Origin of the sequence: Enterobacter cloacae complex sp. CARB60, assembly GCF_036487345.1 — a bacterium.
In the GTDB taxonomy this organism is placed as follows: Bacteria; Pseudomonadota; Gammaproteobacteria; order Enterobacterales; family Enterobacteriaceae; genus Enterobacter; species Enterobacter asburiae_D.
The window spans coordinates 4,207,767-4,233,294 of record NZ_JAZKLC010000002.1 but is presented as its reverse complement, the minus strand read 5'-3'; the positions used below and the strand labels follow the sequence as shown (position 1 = coordinate 4,233,294).

The window sequence follows — 25,528 nt, the reverse complement described above, 5'->3', positions numbered from 1 at the left end:
ATGAGAAAATACCTTTTTCACCGCCTGCTGGCACTTCTGCCGGTGCTGCTGGTGGTGTCGGTAGTGGTGTTTTGCTTGATTCATCTCGCGCCGGGCGATCCGGCGCTGGTGATCCTGGGGAATGATGCCAGTCCTCAGGATATTGCTGCGCTGCGCCAGCAGATGGGACTGGATCGGCCCCTGCTGGTGCAGTTCTTCAGCTGGTTTGGCGAGATCCTGACCGGGGATTTGGGACATTCCCTGTTTTTAAATACCAGCGTTATGTCGCTTTTTTTACAGCACCTGACGCCGACGCTGGCGCTGGCATTCTATGCTCAACTCATTGCGCTCATTCTGGGGCTGGCGGGGGGCGTGATAAGCGCCTGGCAACATGGCGGCATCACGGATCGCATCATTCGTATGCTGGCGACTCTTGGCATGTCGGTTCCGGGTTTTTTGCTTGGCCTCGTCCTCATCTTCTTCTTTGCCGTTCAGCTGCGCTGGTTTCCGGTGGTGGGGTATCGCTCTACCAACGATGATTTCTGGCTTAACGTCTGGTACCTGACCTTACCTGCTATCGCGCTGGGGCTGCGCATCGCCGCACTGATTGCCCGCATGACCCGTGCCGTGATGCTGGATGTATTGCAAGAGCCTTTTATCAACACTGCACGGGCAAAAGGGGTCCCGGAGTGGCTTGTGCTTTTACGGCACACGCTCAAAAACAGCCTGATCCCCATACTGACCATCTGCGGTGAATCCTTCGCGTCGCTGATAGCCGGCACGATCGTGATCGAAAGCGTGTTCGGTATTCCCGGCGTGGGATCGCTCATTGTCGATTCGATCGAGCGGCGTGACGTGACGGTGATCCAGGGCGTGGTGCTGCTGATCACCATTTGCTACGTGTTGATCAACCTGGCAGTGGATCTTCTGAACTATATTGCCGATCCGCGTCTGTCCGTCGACGGAGGGGAAAAATGATGACCTTCAGAAATCCGGCGCTTTTAATTTGGCCCGCCGTGCTGGCCGCCATTGTGCTGCTGTCATTTTTTGCAAGCCTGGTAAGCCCTTACGATCCCTACAGCCTCGATCCGTTAAGCCGGTTGACCCCTCCCTCTACGGAACACTGGTTCGGCACCGATAACTTCGGGCGGGATCTTTTTGTCCGTGTGGCGCTGGCGGTGCGCGTGTCGCTCTCGGTGGGCGCAGCGGTAGCGGTAATAGCAGGCGTGACGGGGATGATCGTCGGGCTACTGTGCGCCTGGTATCGTCCGGTAGACAGGATCCTGATGCGCGTCTGTGATGGTCTTTTTGCCTTTCCGTCTTTGCTACTGGCGATCGCCATTGTCGGCGTGCTCGGACCGAATATCGCCAACGTGGTGCTGGCGCTATCGTTGGTCTACGTGCCGTCGGTTGCGCGGGTGATCCGGGGGGCGGCCATGGTGATCAAAGAGAAGAACTTTATTGAAGCCCTGCGCGCGCAGGGCGCAGGTGCCTCGCGCATTATTTGGCTGCACCTTTTGCCTAACGTTATCTCGCCGTTTATCGTGCAGGTAAGCTGGGTGTTTTCGGTGGCCATTCTTACCGAAGCAGCCTTGAGCTTTCTCGGTTCTGGCGTGCCAGCCCCGATGCCAAGCCTGGGCAATTTATTGCTCGAAGGAAAGGCCGTGATCTTCACCGCCTGGTGGATGACCTTCTTTCCGGGGATTGCCATTGTGTTGCTGATCCTCGGTTTAAATATTATTGGCGATGACCTGCGAGACAGTGCTGACCCGGGCCTTAAACCTTTGCCTCGCCGCGTGTTGCGTCTGCTTAAACAAGGAGGACGCCATGGCTGAAGCCTTACTTGAGGTCAATAACCTTGAGGTTACCTTCGCGACGAGAATGGGCGTTGTCTCTCCGGTGCGCGGCGTTTCTTTTCGGGTAAATACCCATGAAACTCTCGGCATCATCGGGGAATCAGGCTGCGGCAAGAGTGTGACTGCTCAGGCGTTAATGGGACTGCTTTCATCCCGCACCAGCCGGGTCGAGGGTGAGGTCATTCTTGGGGGGAGAGCGCTCCACTCGCTGTCGGCAAAAGTACGTCGTCAGCGGAGTGGGCGAGAGATGGCGATGATTTTTCAGGATCCGCTCGCCAGCCTTAATCCGGTGATGACCATCGGTGCTCAAATTGATGAAAGCCTGCGGCTGCATACCTCTCTGAACCGCGCCCTGCGTCAGCAGAAAACGATCGGCCTGTTGACCCAGGTTGGTATTGCCGATCCTGCCCGCTGCGCCAATGCCTGGCCGCATGAGCTTTCAGGCGGAATGCGTCAGCGCGTAATGATCGCCATGGCCATTGCGACCTCTCCTTCGCTGCTGATTGCTGACGAACCGACTACGGCGCTGGATGCCACCATTCAGGCGCAGATCCTCGATTTACTCGACGAACTTAAGCAGCAGACGGGCATGGGGATTGTCATTATCACCCACGATTTAAGCGTCGTGGCGCGGCTTTGCCAGCGCGTGGTCGTACTGTATGCCGGACAGGTTGTGGAAGAGACGGATGTTCATACGCTCTTTGAACAACCGCGCCATCCTTATACCCGTGCGCTGCTGGCCGCTCGTCCTTCGGCGGATCATCCTTCCAAAACACCGCTGGCCGAAATCAGTGGTCAGGTACCTTCATTGCATGCATTTCCTGCAGGATGTACCTACGCCGATCGCTGCCCGCTGGCGCAACCCCGCTGCCGCGCGCAGGCCCCCGAGCTGCAGACGGTGGGATACAAGGCACAGCTGGTTCGCTGCTGGCGGGCCGAGGAGACAGGAGCGGCTGGATGACGATACCCTTATTAAGCGTGAACAATTTGTCGAAAATATTCCATCGCCGTGGGCAATCGGTGCATGCGGTGGATAACGTCAGCTTTACCCTGAACGCGGGTGAAACCTGGGCGCTGGTCGGTGAGTCTGGCAGCGGTAAGAGCACCATCGGCCGTCTTGTGCTGGGTCTAACCGCAGCCAATGCAGGCGACGTCGCGTTTGAAGGCCGATCGCTGACGGGACTGAATACCGCAGGATGGCGCAGCGTGCGCCGTGACATGCAGATGATTTTTCAGGATCCCCTCTCGTCGCTCGACCCTAAACGCACCGTGGGTTATAGCCTTGAAGAGCCGCTGACGATTCACGGCATAGGCAATCGAAAAGCGCAGGTGACTCATATACTCGAGCAGGTTGGCCTGCGTCCCCAGGATGCCGCCCGTTATCCGCATGAGTTTTCTGGCGGCCAGCGTCAACGGATCGGTATTGCCCGGGCGCTGATACTGAAGCCGAAACTGATTGTTTGCGATGAGCCGGTTTCCGCGCTTGATGTCTCCATTCAGTCGCAGATCCTGAATCTGCTTATGCGGTTACAGAAGGAGCATGGGCTGGCCTATCTCTTTATTTCCCACGATCTTAACGTTGTCAGGCACATAGCGGACAGGGTCGGGGTGATGTACCGGGGATCGCTGGTTGAACAGGGCGAGACGGCGCAACTCTTTAGTGCGCCTCAGCATGAGTATACGCGCTATCTGATGGATGCCATTTTGCCCGCCCATCCCGTAAAGGAGGAGGAAACGCGCGTGGTTGCCAACGGGTAAAAACTGTCAGGGTCGATTTGAACGCCGGGTCGGTTATAATAGGCGCAAGCGATCTCTATCACGACCCAATTTAACCCGGCGCACACCGCCTAAAACGAGTAAGTTCAATGAGTGAAATGATTTACGGCATCCACGCGGTGCAGGCCCTTCTCGAGCGCGCACCGGAGCGTTTTCAGGAAGTCTTTATTCTGAAAGGGCGTGAAGATAAGCGTCTGATGCCGCTGATCCACGCGCTGGAAGCGCAGGGCGTGGTGATCCAGCTGGCAAACCGCCAGTTCCTGGATGAGAAAAGTGAAGGCGCGGTTCACCAGGGGATTATCGCCCGCGTGAAGCCGGGCCGTCAGTATCAGGAAAACGATCTGCCGGATCTGATTGCCGAGCTGGATAACCCGTTCTTCCTGATCCTCGATGGCGTTACCGATCCGCATAACCTCGGCGCGTGCCTGCGTAGCGCCGATGCGGCGGGCGTGCATGCGGTGATCGTGCCGAAAGATCGCTCTGCACAGCTGAACGCGACGGCGAAGAAAGTGGCCTGCGGCGCGGCGGAAAACGTTCCGCTGATCCGCGTGACTAACCTGGCGCGCACCATGCGCCTGCTGCAGGAAGAGAACATCTGGATCGTCGGTACCGCCGGTGAAGCGGATCATACTCTGTACCAGAGCAAAATGACCGGCCGTCTGGCGCTGGTGATGGGTGCGGAAGGCGAAGGCATGCGTCGTCTGACCCGCGAGCACTGCGACGAGCTAATTAGCATCCCGATGGCGGGCAGCGTGTCGTCCCTGAACGTTTCCGTTGCGACGGGTATCTGCCTGTTTGAAGCGGTGCGTCAGCGTAGCTGATTTTCGCCCGGTGGCGCTTCGCTTACCGGGCCTACGGTTTTGTAGGCCGGGTAAGGCGAAGCCGCCACCCGGCAAAACAACCTCACTCCTCCAGCGACCGCAAATGGTCATCCTTTCTCAGCGTCATCAGCGCGAAAATACTCACTACCGCCGTCGCCATCACGTAATACGCCGGAATATCCAGGTTGCCCGTCTGCTTAATCAGCCCGGTAATGATTAACCCTGCACATCCCGAGAAAATCGCGTTCGACAAAGAGTAGGCCAGCCCCAGTCCCGTATAGCGCACGCGCGTCGGGAACATCTCAGATAGCATCGCCGGGCCCGGGCCCGCCAGCATGCCTACCAGACCGCCCGCAATCAGTACCACACCAGCCTTCACCGCCAGGGTGCTCGACTCCGCCTGGAGGATTTTCAGCAGCGGAAGGGCGAGGATCAGCAGCAGCGCGGTGGCAATAATCATCACCGAGCGGCGCCCGATCCTGTCGCTCAGCATCCCCGACGGAATGATGGTGAGTGCAAAACCAATATTCGAAATCACCGCTATCAGCAGCGCCTGGTTAAACCCGGTGTGCAGCGCCGACTGCAGATAGGTCGGCATAATCACCAGGTAAGTGTACCCCGCCGCAGACCAGACCATTACGCGCCCAATCCCCATCACGATGGCCCTGAGCGTGGCGGCGGTATCCGCCTGAGCGACAGCCGGTTTATCCTGCTGCTGCACGAAGCTGGGTGTCTCCTCCATGCTGACACGAAGCCACAGCGCCACAACGCCCATGGGCAGCGCCAGGAAGAAAGGAATGCGCCAGCCCCAGTCGTGCAGGGCTTCAGGCGTAAGGAGGAAGGAGAGCAGCGCCACGATGCCTGCGCCCGCTAATAGCCCCAGCGCCACGGTAAAGGACTGCCACGCGCCATAGAGCCCGCGCTTGCCGCGCGGGGCGAACTCCGTCATCAGCGAGACCGCACCGCCGTACTCGCCGCCCGCGAACAGCCCCTGCAGGATGCGCAGCAGCGTAATAATGAGCGGCGCGGCAATCCCGATGCTGGCATAGACCGGCACAACGCCGATGGCGGCGGTCGCGAGCGTCATCAGCACCAGCACAATGATTAGCGTCGGCTTACGGCCAATCCGGTCGCCGATGCGGCCAAACACCACCGCACCCAGCGGGCGGAAGAAGAAGGCGATGGCAAACGAGGCGTAGGTGAGGATCAGGCTGGTAAGCCCCGCTTCACCTTCAAGCTGGAAGAAGTTTTTCGCAATGACGGTCGCCAGAAAACCGTAGACCGCAAACTCATACCACTCGATAAAGTTACCAATGGAGCCTGCAATTAATGCTCGCTTGTGCGCATCCGGTTGCATAACGATCCTCATTGAAAAGGGTAAGAATAAATTATTCAACAAAAGCGAAGTGATGAAATAGTTTATTCTTATGTTCTGTGAGCTATTTCACGAATGATATCAGCGGGATCGTGAACGTGTGACCCCCCTCCCATGCAGCGCGTGCGCGGTCTGTCCATACTTATCGTCATTGCCACTGAAGGAGGGAGACAGCATGCACTGGCAGACCCATACCGTTTTCAATCAACCTGCACCGCTTTCCAACAGCAACCTTTTCCTCTCGGACTGCGCCCTGCGCGATGCGGTCGCGCGTGAAGGGGCTGAGTGGGATATCGAACTCCTCGCCAGCATCGGTCAGCAGCTGGGTACGGCGGAGTCGCTGGAGCTGGGCAGGCTGGCAAACGTTAATCCACCGGAGCTACTCCGCTATGACGCCTCCGGGGAGCGGCTGGACGACGTCCGCTTTCACCCTGCGTGGCACCTGCTGATGCAGGGGCTTTGTGCCAACCGCGTGCATAACCTGGCGTGGGAAGAGGAGGCGCGTAAAGGGTCGTTTGTCGCTCGGGCGGCACGCTTTGTGCTTCATGCTCAGGTAGAGGCGGGCACGCTTTGCCCTGTCACCATGACGTTTGCAGCTACACCGCTGCTACAACAGGCGCTCCCCAAAATATTTCACGACTGGCTAACGCCGCTGCTCAGCGATCGCTACGATCCGCATCTGGCCCCCGGCGCGCAAAAGCGCGGCCTGCTGATCGGCATGGGGATGACGGAAAAGCAGGGCGGCTCGGACGTGCTCAGCAACACCACCAAAGCGGAAAATGCAGCGACGGCAGCTACCGCCTGGTGGGGCACAAATGGTTTTTCTCCGTCCCACAAAGCGATGCGCATCTGGTGCTGGCCCAGGCGAAAGGCGGGCTATCCTGCTTTTTTGTGCCGCGCTTTTTGCCTGACGGACAGCGCAACGCCGTCAGGCTCGAGCGCCTCAAGGACAAGCTCGGGAACCGCTCCAACGCCAGCAGCGAGGCTGAGTTTCTTGATGCCTCCGGCTGGCTGCTGGGAGAAGAAGGTGAAGGCGTTCGACAAATCCTTAAAATGGGCGGTCTGACGCGCTTCGACTGCGCGCTGGGCAGCCACGGACTCATGCGTCGGGCGCTGTCCGTGGCGCTTTATCATGCGCATCAGCGTCAAACCTTCGGCAAAAATCTCATCGATCAGCCGCTAATGCGCGAAGTGCTAAGCCGGATGGCGCTGGTTCTGGAGGGGCACACGGCGCTGCTGTTCCGTCTGGCCCGGGCGTGGGACAAGCGTGCCGATCCGCAAGAGGCCGCCTGGGCGCGGCTGTTTACCCCGGCGGCGAAATTTAGCGTGTGCAAAACGGGCATCCCGTTTGTCGCGGAGGCGATGGAGGTGCTGGGTGGGATCGGATATTGCGAAGAGAGCGAACTCCCCCGCCTGTATCGCGAGATGCCGGTCAACAGCATCTGGGAAGGATCGGGGAATATCATGTGCCTGGACGTTCTGCGCGTGCTGGCGAAGCAGCCCGGTATTCACGATCTGCTTGCCGACGAGTTTGCGCAGGTAAAAGGGCAGGATAGACACTTCGACCGCAGCTGGCGACAGCTTCAGCAAAAACTGCGTAAACCGCAGGAGGCGCAGGGACGGGAGATCGCGCAGCAGCTTTTCTTGCTCGGTACCGGGAGCCAGATGCTGCGGCACGCGTCGCCCCCGGTGGCGCAGGCGTGGTGCCGCATGATGCTGGACACCCGTGGCGGTACGCTGATGAGCGAGCAGGTGCAAAGTGACCTGCTGCTGCGCGCCACGGGCAGAGTCGGCTAGCCTTTTAGCTGGAACAGACTCACCAGCTGAGTCAGGTGTGAACCCTTCTCGCGCAGCGTTTGAGCCGTTTGCTCGCTGCGTGAGATGCGATCGGCATTAATATGCGACGCTTCGCCAATATGGGTCATGGCGAGGTTCACCTGGCCGATCCCGGCGGACTGCTCGCGTGAGGCATGGTTAATCTCGGTGACCAGCTGGCTGATGTTATCGATATGAATGATGATGTCATCCATCGCCAGGCGCGTCTGTTCGGAGAGCGCATGGCCCTCACTCACTTTTCTGAGCGTATCGCCAATCAGCTGTTCAATCTCCTTCACCGCGTTAGCGCTGCGTCCCGCCAGCGCGCGAACTTCCTGCGCGACTACCGCAAATCCTTTTCCGTGCTCGCCTGCGCGAGCCGCTTCCACTGCCGCATTCAGCGCCAGAATATTGGTCTGGAAAGCAATGGACTCGATCACGCGCGTGATGTCTTCGATGCGTTTTGACGCTTCGCGAATGTCGTCCATGGTCGACACCGCGTGGGTGACCGTCTCACCGCCCTGATGAACCGCGAGCGAGGTTTCACCCACCAGCTGCTGCGTTTGCTCCATGTTGGCGGCATTTTGCTGCACGGTGGCGGCCAGCTGCTCCATGCTGGCGGACGTCTCTTCCACGCTGCTGGCCTGCTTGTTGATCTGCTCTGAAATCTCGCCGGTGTCTGAGGCCAGCGCGTTGGTGCCTGAATGGATCTCGCCTGCGGCTTCACGGACCTGCAGCACAATTTTTTGCAGGCCGCCGCCGATGCCGTTGATAGCATCGATCAGCTGGCCGACTTCATCCTGGCGCGTCACGGGCAGGCTGGAACGGAGATCCCCTGCGGCGTATTGCCGGGCAAGGTGGATCACATTGCGCAGCGGTCGGGTCAGCACGCGGCGAATCAGGATCACGAACAGGCCAGCAAAAAGGATGGATAAGACCACGCCGGCCAGCAGGAAACGATCGCGCATGGCGGTGACGCTTGAGAGCAGCACCGATTTATCCACTTCGCCCACGATAGTCCAGTTCCAGCCCGGCAGCGGGGTATAGGCCATTTTCAGCGTGCGACCGTCGTCGCTTACGCGCTCCAGCGTGCCGGGTTTATCACTCAGAAGCTGTTGTTGCGTCGCGCCGTCCCATTTCGGCAGTTTTCCCTCTTCGCTGGCGTGGAACAGGTATTGCCCGCGCGTTTTGCCGTTGCTGCGATCCAGCACAAAGAAGTGACCGCTTTCGCCCAGGCGGCGGTTGAGGATTTTCTCGCGCATCACGTTCCAGGAGTGGGTGATGTCCACCCCGACAAAGACGATCGCTATGACCTGTCCTTCGGCGTTTTTCACGGGCTGGTACTGGGTGATGTAGCGTTTGCCAAACAGCAGCGCCAGGCCGCGGTAGACTTCACCTTTGTTGACGGCGGCAAAGGCGGGGCTGGCGTTATCCAGAACGGTACCCATCGCGCGCTCGCCGTTCTCTTTGCGCAGGGAAGTGGCTACGCGAACAAAGTCGTTACCGCTGCGTACAAACAGCGTCGAAATGGCTCCCGTACGGTTCAGGAACTCGTCTGACAGGGGGTTATTTTCATGCAGCCCGGTTTCGCCACCTTTCAGAAGCGGAACGCTGAGCCCGTTAATCGTCTGGGGTTGGGAAGTATCAATGTTCAGGGGCTGCGGTAAAAAGGTGGTGAACAGACGGGTATAGCTCTCAACCTCTTCACTCAGGCTGGTGTTAAACATCTGCACCATGTCGACCATGCCGGTGGACTGATTATGCAGATCTTCTACCGCAAGGGCTTCAAGCTGCTGGCTGGCTTTTTGGCTGAGCAGAAAAGTGAAAAGCAGAAACAGCGTGGCGACACTGACGCCCGTAAGCAGTGACAGCTTCGCACCCAGGCCTGCGCGGCGAAAAACGTTGATCATAAATTGCTCATCATTGAAAAGGTATGGTTCTTCAACGGCAGAGCGGGGATTACGTTTACTGAATTAATGTAACAAAATGTTATTTTGTTGTTATTTATTGGTTTTATATAAGATAAAAAATTTGCAAAAACGAAAAGCCACTAAAAATAAGTGGCTTTTATCAGGAGGGAGATTACGCGTAAAGAATGGCCTGTACCCGCCAGTGGTCGATATGGTTATCTTCCTGCATCTGGATGATGCGATACCATGAAGCACCCTGCTCATCGGCCTTTAATGCCACGACACGTTCAACGTCCTGCGGACTCCCCGAGATATTGTTCACGGAGATCTGGCCAATTTCATTCAGGCCAGTCACACAATCAGCACTGGCGAATTCTGCTGACTGCGCGGTGGTGCTCACCAGGCCTGCTGAGAGCAACAGTGAGGTCAAAGCAAGTGTTCGTTTCATCGTCAGCTCCATTTCACATATATCCGGTATCCGCCGGGCAATCCTTCGCGAATAAACTCCCTTCCATTGACGCGGGCATGGAGTTTATTGTGGACAGGAAAATGTCTATGGACGCAAAGCAGTGTAAATCTCGTTCAAAGGAAAACCATTATTTCCGGTACAAAATGGCCTGTGAATACCACTGTCCCGTTATGATGGTTTCGTCGATCATAATGATGACGTAATAATCTGCTTTGGCGGCGACGGCTTGTGCTTTTATTGCCGATTCTGCGTCATCCGGAGAGCCGCGAACCAGCGCGGAGATGGTGCCCATTCGTTGTAATCCTTCCGTCTGATTACGACGAATCTCCTGTGGATGATCGGCGACCGGTGGAGCGGGTTGCGGCGTTCCCTGCAGCGCGCTACAGCCACCCAGCAGAAACACCAGCAATAAAGCAGCAAACCTGCGCATAACCATATCTCGTTTCCTGATAGCCATAGTGTAGTTGTCTGTGAATTTAGTTTTGGGGGAATGTTCCCGAAGTGTTATCTGGGACGTATATTTCGAATGAAAATGACGTGAAAGCGTAACCCAGTTCTCAACATTATGAATCATACATTCGCACAGGGTCGACAATGATTGAAATTGAAATACGCCACCTCGGCGACCATGAAATTTTACACGCGATGCCAGCGGGTAAACGTGATAAACCGCTGCCTGTTGTGGTTTTTTATCACGGGTTTACCTCATCGAAGCTGGTTTACAGTTATTTTGCGGTAGCGCTGGCGCAGGCGGGGTTTCGCGTGGTGATGCCAGATGCACCAGACCACGGCGCACGCTTTAAGGGCAATGAACAGGCGCGGCTGGGGCAGTTCTGGCAGATTCTGCACGGGAGTCTGACCGAGTTTGCCGGGCTGCGCGATGCACTGTATAAGGCAGGGCTGGTGGCCGACAATCGTCTGGCTGTCGCCGGGGCATCGATGGGCGGTATGACGGCGCTGGGGATTATGACGCATCATCCTGAAGTGAAGTCTGTCGCCTGTCTTATGGGCTCGGGCTACTTTACTTCGCTGGCGAGGACGCTTTTTCCCCCTCAGGATTTAACGGAAATGACCGCGGCGCTGGAAGAGTGGGAAGTGACCCGGGCATTGCCGCGCGTGGCCGAACGCCCGCTGCTGCTGTGGCACGGTGACGCGGATGATGTGGTCCCGCCCGAGGGAACCTTCCGTCTGCAGCAGGCGTTAATGAATGAAGGTCTGGACGGTAATCTGACCTGCCTGTGGGAACCGGGCGTCCGCCACCGCATCACGCCAACGGCGCTGGACGCCACGGTGGCGTTTTTCCGCCAGCATCTTTAGACGCGCAGGACTTTCACCCCCAGATCTTCCAGCTTCTGGAGGATCTCAGGGTTGGCATTTTTACCGGTGATCACCATGTCGATCTGTTCGGCACGGCTGAATAACATCCCTGCGCGCTCGCCCACTTTGCTACTGTCGACCAGCACAACGAGCTTGCCCACAACGTTAAGCATGTTTTGCTCCGCCATCGCGGTCAGCATATCGGTTTTATACAGGCCATCCGCCGTCAGGCCTTTGCCGCTGGTGAACATCCAGTGTCCGGCATAGAGACTGTTCTCGCTGTCCTGAGGGCTAAGGGTGATGGACTGGCTTTTGTTGTACTGCCCGCCCATGATCACCACGCTCTCATGCTCCTGATCGATGAGATAGTTGGCGAGCGGTAAGTAGTTGGTGATGATTTGCACCGGCTTACCGCACATTTCACGACCCAGCAAAAACGCCGTGGAGCCGCAGTTGATGACCACGCTCTCGCCGGGATTCACCAGCTGCGACGCGGCTCTGGCGATCCGTACTTTTTCATCATGATTTTGCGCCTGATGAATATTCATCGGCGTCCAGCGGGGGCGCTGCTGGCTGATGGCTTCCGCGCCGTTGCGGACCTTTTTCAGCTTGCCGCTTTCATCCAGCTTGTTAATGTCTCGCCGTGCCGTTGCCGGGGAGATCCCTAAACGTTCGATCACTTTCTCGACGGTGATAAACCCGGTTTGCGCCAGGAGTTCCAGGAGAATTTGATGCCGTTGCGCTTCCGTCATGAGCTATTCCGATAAGAATTGATTTGAAAAGATGATATTTGAAATAGCGTGAAATTACTAAAAGAAATATGGCATCGCCAGACATCACGTCTGGCGATTTGGCTGCACAATCAGAGGAAGGATTTGAACGGCAGGTCTGGCTCAATGGTGAAGCAATCATCGAAACCACGTGGGTAGTGATATTCCAGATTATCTTTGTCCAGTGGCCAGGTGAATTTGCCGCCGACCTGCCAGATGAACGGCTTGAAGCCGTACTTCAGGCGGTCTTTTTTCATTTCCCACAGCACGCGGATTTCCTGCGGATCGGCCTGGAAGTTTGACCAGATATCGTGGTGGAACGGAATGACTACTTTGGTGTTCAGCGCTTCCGCCATACGCAGCATATCGGCGCTGGTCATTTTGTCGGTAATGCCGCGCGGGTTCTCGCCGTAGGAGCCCAGCGCCACGTCAATCTGGTGCTCGTTGCCGTGCTTCGCGTAATAGTTGGAGTAGTGAGAGTCGCCGCTGTGGTACAGGGAGCCGCCAGGGGTTTTAAACAGATAGTTGACCGCACGCTCATCCATACCGTCCGGCAGTACGCCTGCGGCTTTCTGGTCGGCTGGCAGGGTAATCAATGCGGTACGGTCAAAGGCATCCAGCGCATGGATTTCAATATCTTTGATTTTCACGACGTCGCCAGGCTTCATCACGATGCAGCGCTCTTTCGGCACGCCCCAGCCAATCCAGAGATCCACGCAGGTCTGTGGCCCGATAAACGGCACGTCGTCCGCGCAGTTTTGCATTACCGCTGCCGCCACGTTCACGTCGATATGATCGTTGTGATCGTGAGTAGAAAGGACGGCGTCGATCTGGCGAATGGCAAACGGATCAAGCACAAACGGTGTGGTACGCAGGTTTGGCTGCAGTTTTTCTACGCCCGCCATGCGCTGCATCTGATGGCCTTTTTTCATCAGCGGGTTGCCGTGGCTCTGCTTGCCGGTGCCGCACCAGAAATCGACGCAGATATTGGCGCCACCCTCTGATTTCAGCCAGATACCGGTACAGCCCAGCCACCACATTGCAAACGTGCCAGGAGCAACCTGTTCCTGCTCGATCTCTTCATTCAGCCAGCTGCCCCACTCTGGGAAGGTGCTCAGAATCCATGACTCACGGGTGATGGTGTTCACTTTACTCATCGTTTTGACTCCTGGTTTTAATCAAAAGTAATCACATGGTGATTTGTTGTGATTAATGCTGACACCATTTGATGTGCTTTGCAATGGCAAAAATGAGTAATTTTATCTGTTCGACATCACGGACTATCATCGAGCACCTTGTTAAACTATCTCGTATTAATCATTAATTGCATGAATTATAAAGATTAATTCATTTTTTATTGACGGTAGTGAAAATCATTACTAACACCATGGAAATAATTTGCGTGATACGTCACAAATAATCAAATGCAATCTTGTGGTGATTATTTGTGATTAATAGAGTGGTGGCACCAACCACACAGGGATTACCCCTCGTGTTCTCATTTCTGGAGAGAGTTATGGAGATCCTCTACAACGTCTTTACCGTGTTCTTTAATCAGGTAATGACCAACGCCCCGCTGCTGCTGGGTATCGTGACGTGCCTGGGCTATATCCTGCTGCGCAAAAGCGTCAGTGTGATTATTAAAGGCACCATCAAAACCATTATCGGTTTCATGCTGTTGCAGGCGGGGTCAGGCATTCTGACCAGCACCTTCAAGCCAGTCGTCGCCAAAATGTCTGAGGTGTATGGCATCAACGGCGCGATCTCTGACACCTACGCATCAATGATGGCCACCATCGACCGCATGGGTGATGCCTATAGCTGGGTGGGTTATGCGGTTCTGCTCGCCCTGGCGCTGAACATCATTTACGTTCTTTTGCGCCGTATTACCGGCATTCGCACCATCATGCTGACGGGACATATCATGTTCCAGCAGGCGGGGCTGATCGCGGTTTCTCTCTATATCTTCGGTTACCCAATGTGGACCACGATTATCTGCACCGCGGTGCTGGTTTCGCTCTACTGGGGTATCACTTCCAACATGATGTACAAGCCAACCCAGGAAGTGACTGACGGCTGCGGCTTCTCCATCGGTCACCAGCAGCAGTTCGCCTCCTGGATTGCCTATAAAGTTGCGCCGTACCTGGGCAAAAAAGAAGAGAGCGTTGAAGACCTCAAGCTGCCGGGCTGGCTGAATATCTTCCACGACAACATCGTTTCAACGGCGATTGTCATGACCATCTTCTTCGGCGCCATTTTGCTCTCCTTCGGCATTGACGTTGTACAGGCGATGGCGGGTAAAACCCACTGGACGGTCTATATCCTGCAAACCGGCTTCTCCTTCGCAGTGGCTATTTTCATCATTACTCAGGGCGTGCGCATGTTCGTCGCCGAACTGTCGGAAGCCTTCAACGGTATCTCACAGCGCCTGATCCCTGGTGCGGTGCTGGCAATTGACTGTGCCGCTATCTACAGCTTCGCGCCAAACGCGGTGGTCTGGGGCTTTATGTGGGGCACCATCGGTCAGCTGATTGCGGTGGGCATCCTGGTCGGCTGCGGCTCCTCAATCCTGATTATTCCTGGCTTTATCCCGATGTTCTTCTCCAACGCCACCATCGGCGTGTTTGCTAACCACTTCGGCGGCTGGCGCGCAGCGCTCAAGATCTGCCTGGTGATGGGCATGGTTGAAATCTTCGGTTGCGTGTGGGCGGTCAAGCTCACCGGTATGAGTGCCTGGATGGGCATGGCGGACTGGTCAATTCTGGCACCGCCGATGATGCAGGGCTTTGCCTCCGTCGGGCTGGTCTTTATGGCCGTCATCATCCTGATTGCTCTGGCTTATATGTTCTTCGCTGGCCGTTCGCTGCGAGCTGAAGAAGATGCGGAAAAACAAACAGCAGAAGTGTCTGCTCATTAAGGAGTTTCGATTATGACCGTACGTATCCTGGCTGTGTGTGGCAATGGGCAAGGCAGCTCCATGATCATGAAGATGAAAGTGGACCAGTTTTTAACCCAGTCAAACATCGACCACACGGTGAACAGCTGCGCGGTGGGTGAATACAAAAGTGAACTGAACGGCGCGGACATCATCATCGCCTCTACCCATATCGCCGGCGAAATTAGCGTGTCAGGCAATAAATATGTGGTAGGCGTGCGCAACATGCTGTCGCCTGCGGATTTCGGACCAAAACTGCTGGAAGTGATCAAAGAGCACTTCCCACAAGACGTGAAGTAAGGACGCCACATGAAACTACGTGATTCGCTGGCAGAGAATAACTCCATCCTTTTACAGGCTGAGGCCAGCACCTGGCAGGAAGCGGTGAAGCTGAGCGTGGATCTGCTGGTTAAGGCTGACGTTGTCGAGCCGCGTTACTACCAGGCCATTCTTGATGGCGTGGCGCAGCACGGCCCGTACTTTGTGATAGCGCCAGGGCTGGCAATGCCGCACGGGCGCCCTGAAGAGGGCGTGAAGAAAACCGGCTTCGCGCTGGTGACGCTAAAAACGCCGCTGGTGTTCAACCACGAAGATAACGACCCGGTCGACATCCTGATCACCATGGCTGCCGTGGATGCCAATACCCACCAGGAGGTGGGCATCATGCAGATCGTCAATCTGTTTGATGACGAAGCCAATTTCGACCGTTTACGCGCCTGCCGTACCGAGCAGGAAGTGCTGGATTTAATTGATAACGCCAATGCGGCGGCAGTCTAAGAGGAATTGAACATGTCATTACCAATGTTGCAGGTTGCGCTGGATAACCAAACTCTGTCCCACGCTTACGAAACCACCCGCCTGATCGCGGAAGAAGTGGACATCATCGAAGTGGGTACCATTCTGTGCGTGGGTGAGGGCGTTCGCGCCGTTCGCGACCTGAAGGCGCTCTATCCGCATAAAATCGTGCTGGCGGACGCCAAGATCGCCGACGCAGGCAAAATCCTCTCCCGCATGTGCTTCGAAGCGAATGCTGACTGGGTCACCGTGATCTGCTGTGCGGATATCAACACCGCCAAAGGCGCGCTGGACGTGGCAAAAGAGTTTAACGGCGACGTACAGATTGAGCTGACCGGCTTCTGGACCTGGGAACAGGCGCAAGAATGGCGCGATGCAGGCATTCAGCAGGTGGTTTACCACCGTAGCCGTGATGCGCAGGCCGCAGGCGTGGCGTGGGGCGACGCGGATATCAGCGCGATTAAACGTCTGGCGGATATGGGCTTCAAAGTGACCGTCACCGGCGGGCTGGCGCTGGAAGATCTGCCGCTGTTCCAGGGTATCCCGATTCACGTCTTTATTGCCGGTCGTAGCATCCGTGATGCGGCGTCTCCGGTGGAAGCGGCGCGTCAGTTCAAACGCTCAATCGCTCAGCTTTGGGGCTAAGGAGCGGGTATGTTGTCAAAACAGGTTCCGCTTGGCATCTATGAAAAGGCACTCCCTGCGGGGGAGTGCTGGCTGGAGCGGTTACAGCTGGCAAAACAGCTGGGTTTCGATTTTGTCGAAATGTCCGTGGATGAGACGGACGAGCGTCTCTCTCGCCTCGACTGGAGCCGTGAACAGCGGCTCGCACTGGTGAGCGCCATTGCTGAAACGGGCGTGCGCGTGCCGTCCATGTGTCTGAGCGCCCACCGTCGTTTTCCGCTCGGCAGCGAAGATGATGCCGTACGCGCGCAGGGGCTGGAGATCATGCGTAAAGCCATCCGCTTTGCGCAGGATGTCGGTATCCGCGTGATCCAGCTGGCAGGTTATGACGTTTACTATCAGGAAGCCAACGATGAAACGCGCCGTCGTTTCCGTGACGGCCTGAAAGAGAGCGTTGAGATGGCAAGCCGCGCGCAGGTCACGCTGGCGATGGAGATCATGGACTATCCGTTGATGAACTCCATCAGTAAGGCGCTGGGCTACGCGCACTATCTCAATAACCCGTGGTTCCAGCTTTATCCCGATATCGGCAACCTGTCGGCATGGGATAACGACGTACAGATGGAGCTGCAGGCGGGCGTCGGTCATATCGTGGCGGTGCACGTCAAAGATACCCGTCCAGGCGTATTCAAAAATGTTCCGTTCGGCACCGGGGTGGTGGATTTCGAACGGTGCTTCGAAACGCTCAAACAGACAGGTTATTGCGGGCCTTACCTGATTGAGATGTGGAGCGAGACGTCGGACGATCCGGCTGCGGAAGTGGCGAAGGCGCGGGACTGGGTGCGCGAACGTATGGCGCGGGCAGGGTTGCTGGAGGCTGAATATGCTTAAGCTTAAACAGCAGGTCTTTGAAGCCAACATGGATCTGCCGCGCTATGGTCTGGTCACGTTCACCTGGGGCAACGTGAGCGCGATCGACCGCGAGCAGGGGCTGATCGTGATTAAGCCGAGCGGCGTGGCGTATGACACCATGAAAGCAGAGGATATGGTGGTGGTGGATCTCGACGGAAACGTCGTGGAGGGAAAATGGCGTCCCTCTTCAGATACCGCAACCCATCTGGCGCTGTACCGGCGTTATCCGTCGCTTGGCGGCGTGGTGCATACCCACTCCACGCACGCGACGGCCTGGGCACAGGCGGGGCTGCCCATCCCGGCGCTGGGCACGACCCACGCGGACTACTTCTTTGGCGACATTCCCTGCACGCGCGCATTAACGCAGGCTGAAGTGGAAGGCGAATACGAGCTCAACACCGGTAAGGTCATCATCGAAACGTTGGGTGAAAGCGAACCGCTGCATACGCCGGGTATTGTGGTCTATCAGCACGGTCCGTTCTCCTGGGGAAAAGATGCCCACGACGCCGTCCATAATGCGGTCGTCATGGAGGAAGTGGCGCGCATGGCGTGGATTGCCCGCGGCATCAACCCACAGCTTCAGGGCATTGATGACTACCTGATGAACAAGCATTTCATGCGCAAGCACGGCCCGAATGCCTACTACGGGCAGAAGTGAATAAGTGCTCCGGAATACCGAAAAACAGTTGTAACCGGTGGTATTCCGGAGCCATTCACAAAAAAAGCCCCCGGGCAGGGGGCAACGTCAACTATGGCTATGTTCTCGTTGTTGGCTTTCCTGGTGCTAGCGTTAAAGCGTTATCGGTAAATATCTGCACTGGCGTGCATATTGCCGTTGCTGCCGGGCTCACGGGTTAACATCACGTGGTAATAGGTTGCGCCCTGCGCATCGGTTTCTTCGTTTAATGCCTGATCTGCTTCACTTTCCGTGGCGAAATTATGATTGATGTAAATTACGCCCAAGCTTTGCACATCATCCATGTTTCTGGCCTGTCGGCTGTCTATCTTGATGGCTGCCATCGCGTTTGCACTGAGCAAAAGCGCCGCCATTATGGCTAATGCGATTTTTTTCATGATATGCGCTCCACGACTATGTGCTGCGAGAGGGGGATGCTCCTTCTTGAGTTCAGGTTATCTCTGATTAAAGTGTAATCACTCATCCGGCGGGGATGCGTGACCATTTCTGATGCAGTTGTTCAAAAAAACAGCGCTTGCGGGTGTGACCAATTTTAAATCACCCACTTAGACCCGCTTCGCGCTTTGTGCGAATTATTTGTGCAATCAGCTTGAGTTTCCAGGGGCGCGCAAGTATTATGACGCGTCAATTTTTCAGCCGACCTTTAACACGTTCCTTGCCTCCCCGGGCCTCGGCTGACCCAGACAGGAGGCTGAATAATCCGTAAGGAGCAATTCGATGCGTCATTACGAAATCGTTTTTATGGTCCATCCTGACCAGAGCGAACAGGTTCCGGGTATGATCGAGCGTTACTCTGCTGCCATCACTGGTGCAGAAGGTACGATCCACCGTCTGGAAGACTGGGGCCGCCGTCAGCTGGCTTACCCGATCAACAAACTGCACAAAGCACACTACGTTCTGATGAACGTTGAAGCGCCGCAGGAAGTGATCGATGAGCTGGAAACTACCTTCCGCTTCAACGATGCCGTTATCCGCAGCATGGTTATGCGTACCAAAAACGCAGTTACCGAAGCATCTCCGATGGTTAAAGCGAAAGACGAGCGCCGTGAGCGTCGCGATGATTTCGCAAACGAAACCGCAGATGATTCTGATGCTGGGGATTCTGAAGAGTAATTTCTGATGACCAACCGTCTGGCGTTGTCCGGCATCGTATGCAGGGCTCCCCTTCGAAAGGTCAGTCCATCAGGAATTCCGCATTGCCAGTTCGTGCTTGAGCATCGTTCTGTGCAAGAGGAAGCCGGGTTTCACCGGCAGGCGTGGTGCCAAATGCCCGTTATTATTAGCGGACACGAAAACCAGGCCATTACTCACAGTTTAACGGTCGGTAGCGCAGTAATCGTTCAGGGGTTCATCTCTTGCCACAAGGCAAAGAACGGCCTGAGCAAAATGGTTCTGCATGCCGAGCAGATTGATTTGATAGATTCTGGAGACTAGCCATATGGCACGTTATTTCCGTCGTCGCAAGTTCTGCCGTTTCACCGCGGAAGGCGTTCAAGAGATCGACTATAAAGATATCGCAACGCTGAAAAACTACATCACCGAAAGCGGTAAGATTGTCCCAAGCCGTATCACCGGTACTCGTGCAAAATACCAGCGTCAGCTGGCTCGCGCTATTAAACGCGCTCGCTACCTGTCTCTGCTGCCGTACACTGATCGTCATCAGTAATCGGGCACGGTCCATTAATACGACTTTAAGAGGATAAGGTAATGCAAGTTATTCTGCTTGATAAAGTAGCAAACCTGGGCAGCCTGGGTGATCAGGTTAACGTTAAAGCGGGTTACGCACGTAACTTCCTGGTTCCACAGGGTAAAGCTGTTCCAGCTACTAAGAAAAACGTAGAGTTTTTCGAAGCACGTCGCGCTGAACTTGAAGCCAAACTGGCTGACGTTCTGGCGGCTGCTAATGCTCGCGCTGAAGCAATCAACGCACTGGGCACCGTTACCATCGCGTCTAAATCTGGCGACGAAGGTAAACTGTTCGGTTCCATCGGTACCCGCGATATCGCTGATGCAGTTTCTGCAGCAGGCGTTAAAGTGGCTAAGAGCGAAGTTCGTCTGCCGAACGGCGTTCTGCGTACCACTGGTGAGCACGAAGTTGACTTCCAGGTTCACAGCGAAGTGTTCGCTAAACTGGTTGTTAACGTTGTAGCTGAGTAATTTTTTACTCTGCTCACGTTGAAACGCCGGCCTTGTGCCGGCGTTTTGCTTTTCTGGGAGACCAGAATTCATCATTTCTTCTTGTATGGTAGCTTTTCCTGTCGCATTCTCTGACAATAAATTGAAACGCAATTTTATTTATGAGATTTGTCATGGATACCGCTCTGCCCACGCCTGTCTTTGCTCGCCGAAATGTGGCCTATGCCTGCGCCACGCTCTGCTGTCTACTCTGGGGTAGCTCCTACCCGGCCATTAAAAGTGGTTATGAGCTTTTCCAGATCGCAACCGATGATATTTCATCGAAAGTGGTGTTTGCCGGATACCGTTTCCTGTTTGCCGGTGTGTTGCTGCTGCTGTTTGCATTGGCCCAGCGAAAACCGATTGGCAGGCTTACGCCCAAGCAGTTTGGCCAGCTCACCATCCTCGGGCTGACCCAGACGACCATTCAGTACACGTTCTTCTATATAGGCCTGGCCTACACGACGGGGGTGAATGGTTCAATCATGAACGCCACTGGAACCTTCTTCAGCGTTCTGTTGGCGCACTTTATCTACCACAACGACAAACTCAGCTATAACAAAACGCTGGGCTGTATTCTCGGGTTTGCCGGGGTAATGCTGGTGAACTTCCACAGCGGGTTAAGCGATTTCCAGTTTGTCTGGAATGGTGACGGGTTTGTGGTGCTGGCTGCTTTTATTCTCTCCGCTGCCACGCTGTACGGAAAACGCATCTCCCAGACCGTCGACCCCATGGTGATGACCGGCTGGCAGCTGGCTATCGGCGGGCTGGTGTTGGTGGGGGGCGGATATGCGACTGGCGGAACGCTGGAAGTGCACAGTATGAAGGCCATCGCCGTGCTGGGATATCTGACGCTGCTCTCATCCGTAGCCTTTGCGCTGTGGAGCATGCTGCTGAAAGTCAACCGAGTCAGTATGATTGCGCCGTTTAACTTCGTTGTGCCGGTGGCAGGCACAGTATTATCCGCCATTTTCCTCGGGGAAAATATTCTGGATATCAAATATGCGGTTGCGCTGGTGCTGGTCTGCTCGGGGATTTGGTGGGTGAACAAGCGGAGTGCCTGAGAACAGTGTGCCGGGTGGCGGCTACGCCTTACCCGGCCTACAGAACTAGCGTGCGCGAATAAAACTGCCGTCGGTCTGACGGGTAAACAGCACCTGCTGACCATTTCCGGTATCGATCGTTAACCCTGTCACCACCCCGCTGGCATTCTGGCGAATCTGTACCATCTGACCATTCTGCAGGTTACTGAGCGGTTTACCTGCACCTTCCACCTTCGCCATGGCATAGACGTCCGTTGGCGGCAGGTTGTGATCCCGGAACAGCTGTGCAAGGGTTTTGCCCGGCTCTACGCGATAGGAACGCCACTGTTGTTCAATGCCGGTGGGCTGTTGCGCCTGAGGCTGAGACGGGGCGACGGCTTGATCCTGCGGCTGTTCATCCTGAATGGGCTCAGGCTCAACCGGCGCGACCTGACCCGGATCGTTAGACGGGGTGACGAGCTGCGTCTGCATCGGCTGTGCGTCAGGCTGCGGCCGCGTCTGCGACTGAATGTCCAGTTGGGCATTGCGGGAAACGGGTGCGGTATCAACATCATCGCCCCCGGAAGGCAGCAGGAAGCCCACGATCACCATCAGCGCGCCAATGATGATCCCTCTGCGATGCAGAGGAGGCAGCGGGTCCATGATGCGAAAATTGTCCGGCGCCTGCCAGATTTTCGCCAGGGTAGGTTTCAGTTCAAATCGCCCGGGCATGGCACTCCTCCTGCTCCGCGTATTTTTTATCCTGTGTCCCGAAGTATAGTTTGCTAACTGCCTGAACGGCGTAGTAAACCCGACATCCGTGACATCAGTTCGGGATTAATCCTGGTTATCTCTATTGTTTCTGTTTCGTCGCGGTTTGTCACCTTAACTTCAGACAAAGTTTTACCCATAAGGGCATGGCTGATATGCTGCCCGCTACTTTAAATGTGATGGAAGGAAAACCCATGACCACCCCGACTTTTGACACTATCGAAGCGCAGGCAAGTTACGGTATCGGCTTGCAGGTAGGACAGCAGCTGAGCGAATCCGGCCTGGAAGGTCTGTTACCAGAAGCGCTGGTGGCGGGTATCGCTGACGCGCTGGAAGGCAAACAGCCTGCCGTTCCGGTTGACGTTGTGCACCGTGCGCTGCGTGAAATCCACGAACGTGCTGACGCCGTGCGTCGTGCGCGCTTTGAAGAGATGGCCGCCGAAGGTGTGAAATATCTGGAAGAGAACCGCGAGCGTGAAGGCGTGAACAGCACCGAGTCTGGTCTGCAGTTCCGCGTGATCAATCAGGGTGACGGCGCAATTCCGGCACGTACCGACCACGTTCGCGTACACTACACCGGTAAGCTGATCGACGGTACCGTCTTCGACAGCTCCGTAGCGCGCGGCGAACCGGCAGAATTCCCGGTGAATGGCGTTATCGCAGGCTGGATTGAAGCCCTGACCCTGATGCCGGTCGGTTCCAAATGGGAACTGACTATCCCGCATAACCTGGCCTACGGCGAGCGCGGCGCTGGCGCGTCCATCCCGCCATTCAGCACCCTGGTCTTTGAAGTCGAGCTGCTGGAAATTCTGTAATCGACTTTTCTTATTTCCTCTCCCCGGTTGGGGAGAGGAAAATAGTGTAAAAACCTATAGTTACGACCCTATCAACATTTTATCTTGCAAACGAAACTGTTGCGTGTATTTTTGTGAGCTGTTTCGCGCTGTATGAGTGATATGACACTCACTTTCAACATATTATTAACATAATATCTAAATCATAGTATTCATCCCGCCGATTCTTACCTAATATCGATTAGCCCTTACAAGGGAACGTCATCTTTTGACGTATTTAAAGGCCAGAAGAGCCTTAACAACACAGACAGGCATAAACAGGAAAAAATCACATGGTAGATCAGGTCAAAGTCGTCGCCGACGAAGAGGCGTCGTCCGAACAGTCGCTACGGCGAAATCTCACAAACCGTCATATTCAGCTCATTGCGATTGGGGGTGCCATCGGTACCGGGCTGTTTATGGGCTCAGGCAAAACCATCAGTCTCGCCGGACCGTCAATCATATTTGTCTATATGATTATCGGTTTTATGCTGTTCTTCGTGATGCGTGCAATGGGTGAACTGCTGCTCTCGAACCTCGAATATAAATCCTTCAGCGACTTCGCTTCTGACCTGCTCGGGCCGTGGGCGGGCTATTTCACCGGCTGGACCTACTGGTTCTGCTGGGTCGTCACCGGTATGGCGGACGTCGTGGCGATTACCGCCTACGCGCAGTTCTGGTTCCCGGGGCTGTCGGACTGGGTAGCCTCGCTGGCGGTTATTGTCCTGCTGCTGAGCCTTAACCTCGCCACCGTCAAAATGTTCGGTGAGATGGAGTTCTGGTTCGCGATGATCAAGATCGTGGCGATTGTCGGGCTCATCGTTGTGGGTCTTGTGATGGTTCTCACCCACTTCCAGTCGCCAACGGGCGTTCAGGCGTCGTTTACCCATCTGTGGAATGACGGCGGCTGGTTCCCGAAAGGCATCAGCGGCTTCTTTGCCGGCTTCCAGATCGCGGTATTTGCTTTCGTGGGCATTGAACTGGTGGGCACCACGGCGGCGGAGACCAAAGATCCCGAGAAGTCTCTCCCGCGCGCCATTAACTCTATTCCGGTTCGTATCATCATGTTCTACGTCTTCGCGCTGGTCATCATTATGTCCGTGACGCCGTGGAGCTCCGTGGTGCCAACCAAGAGCCCGTTCGTTGAGCTGTTCGTGCTGGTAGGCCTGCCTGCTGCCGCGAGCCTGATTAACTTCGTGGTGCTGACTTCTGCTGCTTCGTCTGCCAACAGCGGCGTATTCTCCACCAGCCGTATGCTGTTTGGTCTGGCGCAGGAGGGCGTGGCGCCGAGCGCGTTCGCGAAGCTGTCTAAGCGTGCGGTACCGGCAAAAGGGTTGACCTTCTCCTGCATGTGCCTGCTGGGCGGTGTGGTGATGCTCTACGTCAACCCAAGCGTGATTGGCGCGTTCACCATGATTACCACGGTCTCTGCGATCCTGTTTATGTTCGTCTGGACCATCATCCTCTGTTCATACCTGGTGTACCGCAAGCAGCGTCCACACCTGCATGAAAAATCGATCTACAAGATGCCGCTGGGCAAGCTGATGTGCTGGGTGTGCATGGCGTTCTTCGTCTTCGTGCTGGTTCTGCTGACGCTGGAAGATGATACTCGTCAGGCACTCATCGTCACGCCGCTGTGGTTTATCGCGCTGGGGCTGGGCTGGGTATTTATCGGTAAGAAACGTATGGCAGGCATGCGTTAAGCATGTTGCCGGGTGGCGCTGACGCTTACCCGGCCTACGTTCGAGGACGTTGTAGGCCCGGTAAGCGCTAGCGCCACCGGGCTTTTTTATTTATCAGCCAATGCCCGCGGGAACAGAACGTTGTTCTCAAGACTGATGTGTTCCATCAGGTCGTCGATCGTTTCGTTAATGCCGTTGTACATCGCTTTCCACGTTGTGCACGCTTCTGGCGGCGGCGTGACGTTGTGGGTGGTGTGTTTGATTACCTCCAGCAGTTCACCCGCGTCATCGTGCTCGCTTTCCATCACGCTGATAGGCCCCATCGCCTGGCTTCCCATTCCCTGTTTAATCATCGGGAAGAGGATCTGCTCTTCTTTCATCATATGACTGGAAAGCTCTTCGTGCAGCATCGTCAGGTACTTCGCCAGACCGCGCGGTACGGAAGGTTTGTCGGCATGTACGCGCTCGACTTTGGTCGCCTGCAGGATCAGTTCCGGCAGCTGTTCGCGGTGACGGTCATGGTATCGCACGATGATATGGTCGATGATTTCAGCGAGCGGGGCGGTTCGCCAGTCTTTTTCGACGGGCTGCTCGGCCAGCAGCGCCAGCTCTGCTTCAATCACCTCAACGTCCAGCTCTTTGCGTGAGGCCGCACGCGCCAGGGTTTGCTTACCGCCGCAGCAGTAATCCATATCGTATTTACGGAACAGCGCAGAAGCGCGAGGAATGGAGAGCGCCAGCTCGCCAAGGGGTTGGTCGCGAAAGGCCATAGCAGTTACCTCGTCATCAATAATATAAGATGCATATTAAATGCATCTTTAAGGCGGCGCTATAACCCTTTAGAGGGAACGGGGAAAATGAGATGCAGATCACAAAAAAATACCCCTTTTAACTCTCTGAATGGACTTAGGAAAGTGGTTTAGAAACTTTTTAAAGGTGTAGAAACAGTAAACAACCCGCCGCGACTGCCGATATATCCACGTCAGACAAACCT

At 55.6% G+C, this 25,528-nt stretch carries 28 protein-coding genes and 1 pseudogene; 20 read left to right on the top strand and 9 right to left on the bottom strand.

Annotation, left to right across the window (positions count from 1 at the left end; all coding sequences use genetic code 11):
* The 5 genes from V4835_RS21375 to rlmB all read left to right on the top strand — a co-directional run bounded on the left by V4835_RS21375 (window position 1) and on the right by rlmB (window position 4,432).
* On the top strand, window positions 1-957 hold the full coding sequence (locus V4835_RS21375) for an ABC transporter permease (RefSeq protein ID WP_331413634.1): 957 nt from the start codon (window positions 1-3) through the stop codon (window positions 955-957).
* Entirely contained in the window at window positions 954-1,814 is an 861-nt protein-coding gene (locus tag V4835_RS21370; RefSeq protein WP_331413632.1) for an ABC transporter permease, read from the top strand. Before V4835_RS21375 ends, V4835_RS21370 begins: the two co-directional genes overlap by 4 nt.
* Window positions 1,807-2,796: an ABC transporter ATP-binding protein gene (locus tag V4835_RS21365; RefSeq protein WP_063144088.1), complete on the top strand. Its 990-nt coding sequence runs from the start codon at window positions 1,807-1,809 to the stop codon at window positions 2,794-2,796. Before V4835_RS21370 ends, V4835_RS21365 begins: the two co-directional genes overlap by 8 nt.
* A complete protein-coding gene (locus V4835_RS21360) occupies window positions 2,793-3,593 on the top strand; it encodes an ABC transporter ATP-binding protein (protein ID WP_063144087.1) in 801 nt (266 codons plus the stop codon). The genes V4835_RS21365 and V4835_RS21360 overlap by 4 nt, the downstream gene beginning before the upstream one ends.
* 107 nt (window positions 3,594-3,700) lie before the next feature.
* Window positions 3,701-4,432 carry a 23S rRNA (guanosine(2251)-2'-O)-methyltransferase RlmB gene (gene rlmB, locus V4835_RS21355; RefSeq protein ID WP_058840431.1) on the top strand — a complete coding sequence of 244 codons (732 nt, stop codon included), beginning with the start codon at window positions 3,701-3,703 and terminating at the stop codon, window positions 4,430-4,432.
* A gap of 82 nt (window positions 4,433-4,514) precedes the next feature.
* Here rlmB and V4835_RS21350 read toward each other — a convergent pair whose 3' ends face one another.
* Window positions 4,515-5,789 carry an MFS transporter gene (locus V4835_RS21350; RefSeq protein ID WP_331413631.1) on the bottom strand — a complete coding sequence of 425 codons (1,275 nt, stop codon included), beginning with the start codon at window positions 5,787-5,789 and terminating at the stop codon, window positions 4,515-4,517.
* A 193-nt stretch (window positions 5,790-5,982) separates the two neighbouring features.
* On the opposite strand from V4835_RS21350, the pseudogene V4835_RS21345 reads away from it, so the two are divergent.
* Window positions 5,983-7,604 (top strand): annotated as a pseudogene (locus tag V4835_RS21345) (isovaleryl-CoA dehydrogenase).
* Here V4835_RS21345 and V4835_RS21340 read toward each other — a convergent pair.
* The 3 genes from V4835_RS21340 to bsmA all read right to left on the bottom strand — a co-directional run bounded on the left by V4835_RS21340 (window position 7,601) and on the right by bsmA (window position 10,458).
* Window positions 7,601-9,532: a methyl-accepting chemotaxis protein gene (locus tag V4835_RS21340; protein WP_331413630.1), complete on the bottom strand. Its 1,932-nt coding sequence runs from the start codon at window positions 9,530-9,532 to the stop codon at window positions 7,601-7,603. The pseudogene V4835_RS21345 and the gene V4835_RS21340 sit on opposite strands and share 4 nt — an antisense overlap.
* A gap of 172 nt (window positions 9,533-9,704) precedes the next feature.
* Window positions 9,705-9,980 carry a DUF1471 family protease activator YjfN gene (gene yjfN, locus V4835_RS21335; RefSeq protein ID WP_154816129.1) on the bottom strand — a complete coding sequence of 92 codons (276 nt, stop codon included), beginning with the start codon at window positions 9,978-9,980 and terminating at the stop codon, window positions 9,705-9,707.
* 148 nt (window positions 9,981-10,128) lie between these two features.
* Window positions 10,129-10,458: a biofilm peroxide resistance protein BsmA gene (bsmA, locus tag V4835_RS21330; RefSeq protein ID WP_331413629.1), complete on the bottom strand. Its 330-nt coding sequence runs from the start codon at window positions 10,456-10,458 to the stop codon at window positions 10,129-10,131.
* A gap of 137 nt (window positions 10,459-10,595) precedes the next feature.
* Between bsmA and yjfP the strand changes: the two genes are divergently transcribed.
* Window positions 10,596-11,318 (top strand): esterase, encoded by a 723-nt coding sequence (gene yjfP / locus V4835_RS21325; RefSeq protein ID WP_331413627.1) that lies wholly within the window; start codon window positions 10,596-10,598, stop codon window positions 11,316-11,318.
* On the opposite strand, the gene ulaR is transcribed toward yjfP, so the two are convergent.
* On the bottom strand, window positions 11,315-12,070 hold the full coding sequence (gene ulaR, locus V4835_RS21320) for an HTH-type transcriptional regulator UlaR (protein ID WP_252043993.1): 756 nt from the start codon (window positions 12,068-12,070) through the stop codon (window positions 11,315-11,317). The genes yjfP and ulaR overlap by 4 nt on opposite strands.
* Window positions 12,071-12,180: 110 nt before the next feature.
* Window positions 12,181-13,245, bottom strand: coding sequence for an L-ascorbate 6-phosphate lactonase (gene ulaG / locus V4835_RS21315; RefSeq protein ID WP_010427455.1), 1,065 nt, complete (start codon window positions 13,243-13,245; stop codon window positions 12,181-12,183).
* A 359-nt stretch (window positions 13,246-13,604) separates the two neighbouring features.
* On the opposite strand from ulaG, the gene ulaA reads away from it, so the two are divergent.
* From ulaA to V4835_RS21285, 6 genes are read left to right on the top strand one after another with little or no spacing between them, the layout of a single operon-like run.
* Window positions 13,605-15,005: a PTS ascorbate transporter subunit IIC gene (gene ulaA, locus V4835_RS21310; protein WP_059354757.1), complete on the top strand. Its 1,401-nt coding sequence runs from the start codon at window positions 13,605-13,607 to the stop codon at window positions 15,003-15,005.
* 12 nt (window positions 15,006-15,017) lie between these two features.
* Entirely contained in the window at window positions 15,018-15,323 is a 306-nt protein-coding gene (ulaB, locus tag V4835_RS21305; protein WP_003856022.1) for a PTS ascorbate transporter subunit IIB, read from the top strand.
* A gap of 9 nt (window positions 15,324-15,332) precedes the next feature.
* Window positions 15,333-15,800 (top strand): PTS ascorbate transporter subunit IIA, encoded by a 468-nt coding sequence (ulaC, locus tag V4835_RS21300; RefSeq protein ID WP_023334264.1) that lies wholly within the window; start codon window positions 15,333-15,335, stop codon window positions 15,798-15,800.
* A 12-nt stretch (window positions 15,801-15,812) separates the two neighbouring features.
* Window positions 15,813-16,463 carry a 3-keto-L-gulonate-6-phosphate decarboxylase UlaD gene (ulaD, locus tag V4835_RS21295; protein WP_063144079.1) on the top strand — a complete coding sequence of 217 codons (651 nt, stop codon included), beginning with the start codon at window positions 15,813-15,815 and terminating at the stop codon, window positions 16,461-16,463.
* A gap of 9 nt (window positions 16,464-16,472) precedes the next feature.
* Complete coding sequence (locus tag V4835_RS21290; RefSeq protein WP_331413625.1) at window positions 16,473-17,333, top strand: L-ribulose-5-phosphate 3-epimerase; 861 nt, start codon at window positions 16,473-16,475, stop codon at window positions 17,331-17,333.
* Window positions 17,326-18,012, top strand: coding sequence for an L-ribulose-5-phosphate 4-epimerase (locus V4835_RS21285; protein ID WP_159515379.1), 687 nt, complete (start codon window positions 17,326-17,328; stop codon window positions 18,010-18,012). The genes V4835_RS21290 and V4835_RS21285 overlap by 8 nt, the downstream gene beginning before the upstream one ends.
* 140 nt (window positions 18,013-18,152) lie before the next feature.
* Here the strand turns inward: V4835_RS21285 and yjfY are convergent, their stop codons facing one another.
* Window positions 18,153-18,428, bottom strand: a complete 276-nt coding sequence (yjfY, locus tag V4835_RS21280; protein ID WP_010427445.1) for a DUF1471 family protein YjfY — start codon at window positions 18,426-18,428, stop codon at window positions 18,153-18,155.
* 340 nt (window positions 18,429-18,768) lie between these two features.
* Here yjfY and rpsF point away from each other — a divergent pair, with 340 nt between their 5' ends.
* The 5 genes from rpsF to V4835_RS21255 all read left to right on the top strand — a co-directional run bounded on the left by rpsF (window position 18,769) and on the right by V4835_RS21255 (window position 21,290).
* Window positions 18,769-19,164, top strand: coding sequence for a 30S ribosomal protein S6 (rpsF, locus tag V4835_RS21275; protein WP_014068637.1), 396 nt, complete (start codon window positions 18,769-18,771; stop codon window positions 19,162-19,164).
* A 6-nt stretch (window positions 19,165-19,170) separates the two neighbouring features.
* On the top strand, window positions 19,171-19,485 hold the full coding sequence (gene priB / locus V4835_RS21270; RefSeq protein WP_008502895.1) for a primosomal replication protein N: 315 nt from the start codon (window positions 19,171-19,173) through the stop codon (window positions 19,483-19,485).
* Between the two features lie 4 nt (window positions 19,486-19,489).
* The gene (gene rpsR, locus V4835_RS21265; protein ID WP_000135199.1) at window positions 19,490-19,717 is read left to right on the top strand and encodes a 30S ribosomal protein S18; all 228 of its coding nucleotides are present in this window, start codon (window positions 19,490-19,492) and stop codon (window positions 19,715-19,717) included.
* A 41-nt stretch (window positions 19,718-19,758) separates the two neighbouring features.
* A complete protein-coding gene (rplI, locus tag V4835_RS21260; protein WP_023310148.1) occupies window positions 19,759-20,208 on the top strand; it encodes a 50S ribosomal protein L9 in 450 nt (149 codons plus the stop codon).
* 152 nt (window positions 20,209-20,360) lie between these two features.
* Entirely contained in the window at window positions 20,361-21,290 is a 930-nt protein-coding gene (locus V4835_RS21255) for a DMT family transporter (protein WP_331413622.1), read from the top strand.
* A gap of 45 nt (window positions 21,291-21,335) precedes the next feature.
* On the opposite strand, the gene V4835_RS21250 is transcribed toward V4835_RS21255, so the two are convergent.
* On the bottom strand, window positions 21,336-21,980 hold the full coding sequence (locus V4835_RS21250) for an OapA family protein (RefSeq protein ID WP_331413621.1): 645 nt from the start codon (window positions 21,978-21,980) through the stop codon (window positions 21,336-21,338).
* A 233-nt stretch (window positions 21,981-22,213) separates the two neighbouring features.
* On the opposite strand from V4835_RS21250, the gene fklB reads away from it, so the two are divergent.
* Together fklB and cycA are read left to right on the top strand one after the other, a co-directional pair.
* Entirely contained in the window at window positions 22,214-22,834 is a 621-nt protein-coding gene (gene fklB, locus V4835_RS21245) for an FKBP-type peptidyl-prolyl cis-trans isomerase (protein ID WP_008502892.1), read from the top strand.
* A 311-nt stretch (window positions 22,835-23,145) separates the two neighbouring features.
* Window positions 23,146-24,555: a D-serine/D-alanine/glycine transporter gene (cycA, locus tag V4835_RS21240; protein ID WP_032662435.1), complete on the top strand. Its 1,410-nt coding sequence runs from the start codon at window positions 23,146-23,148 to the stop codon at window positions 24,553-24,555.
* A gap of 86 nt (window positions 24,556-24,641) precedes the next feature.
* Here cycA and ytfE read toward each other — a convergent pair whose 3' ends face one another.
* Window positions 24,642-25,304 carry an iron-sulfur cluster repair protein YtfE gene (gene ytfE, locus V4835_RS21235; RefSeq protein WP_331413619.1) on the bottom strand — a complete coding sequence of 221 codons (663 nt, stop codon included), beginning with the start codon at window positions 25,302-25,304 and terminating at the stop codon, window positions 24,642-24,644.
* Between the last annotated feature and the right edge of the window lie 224 nt (window positions 25,305-25,528).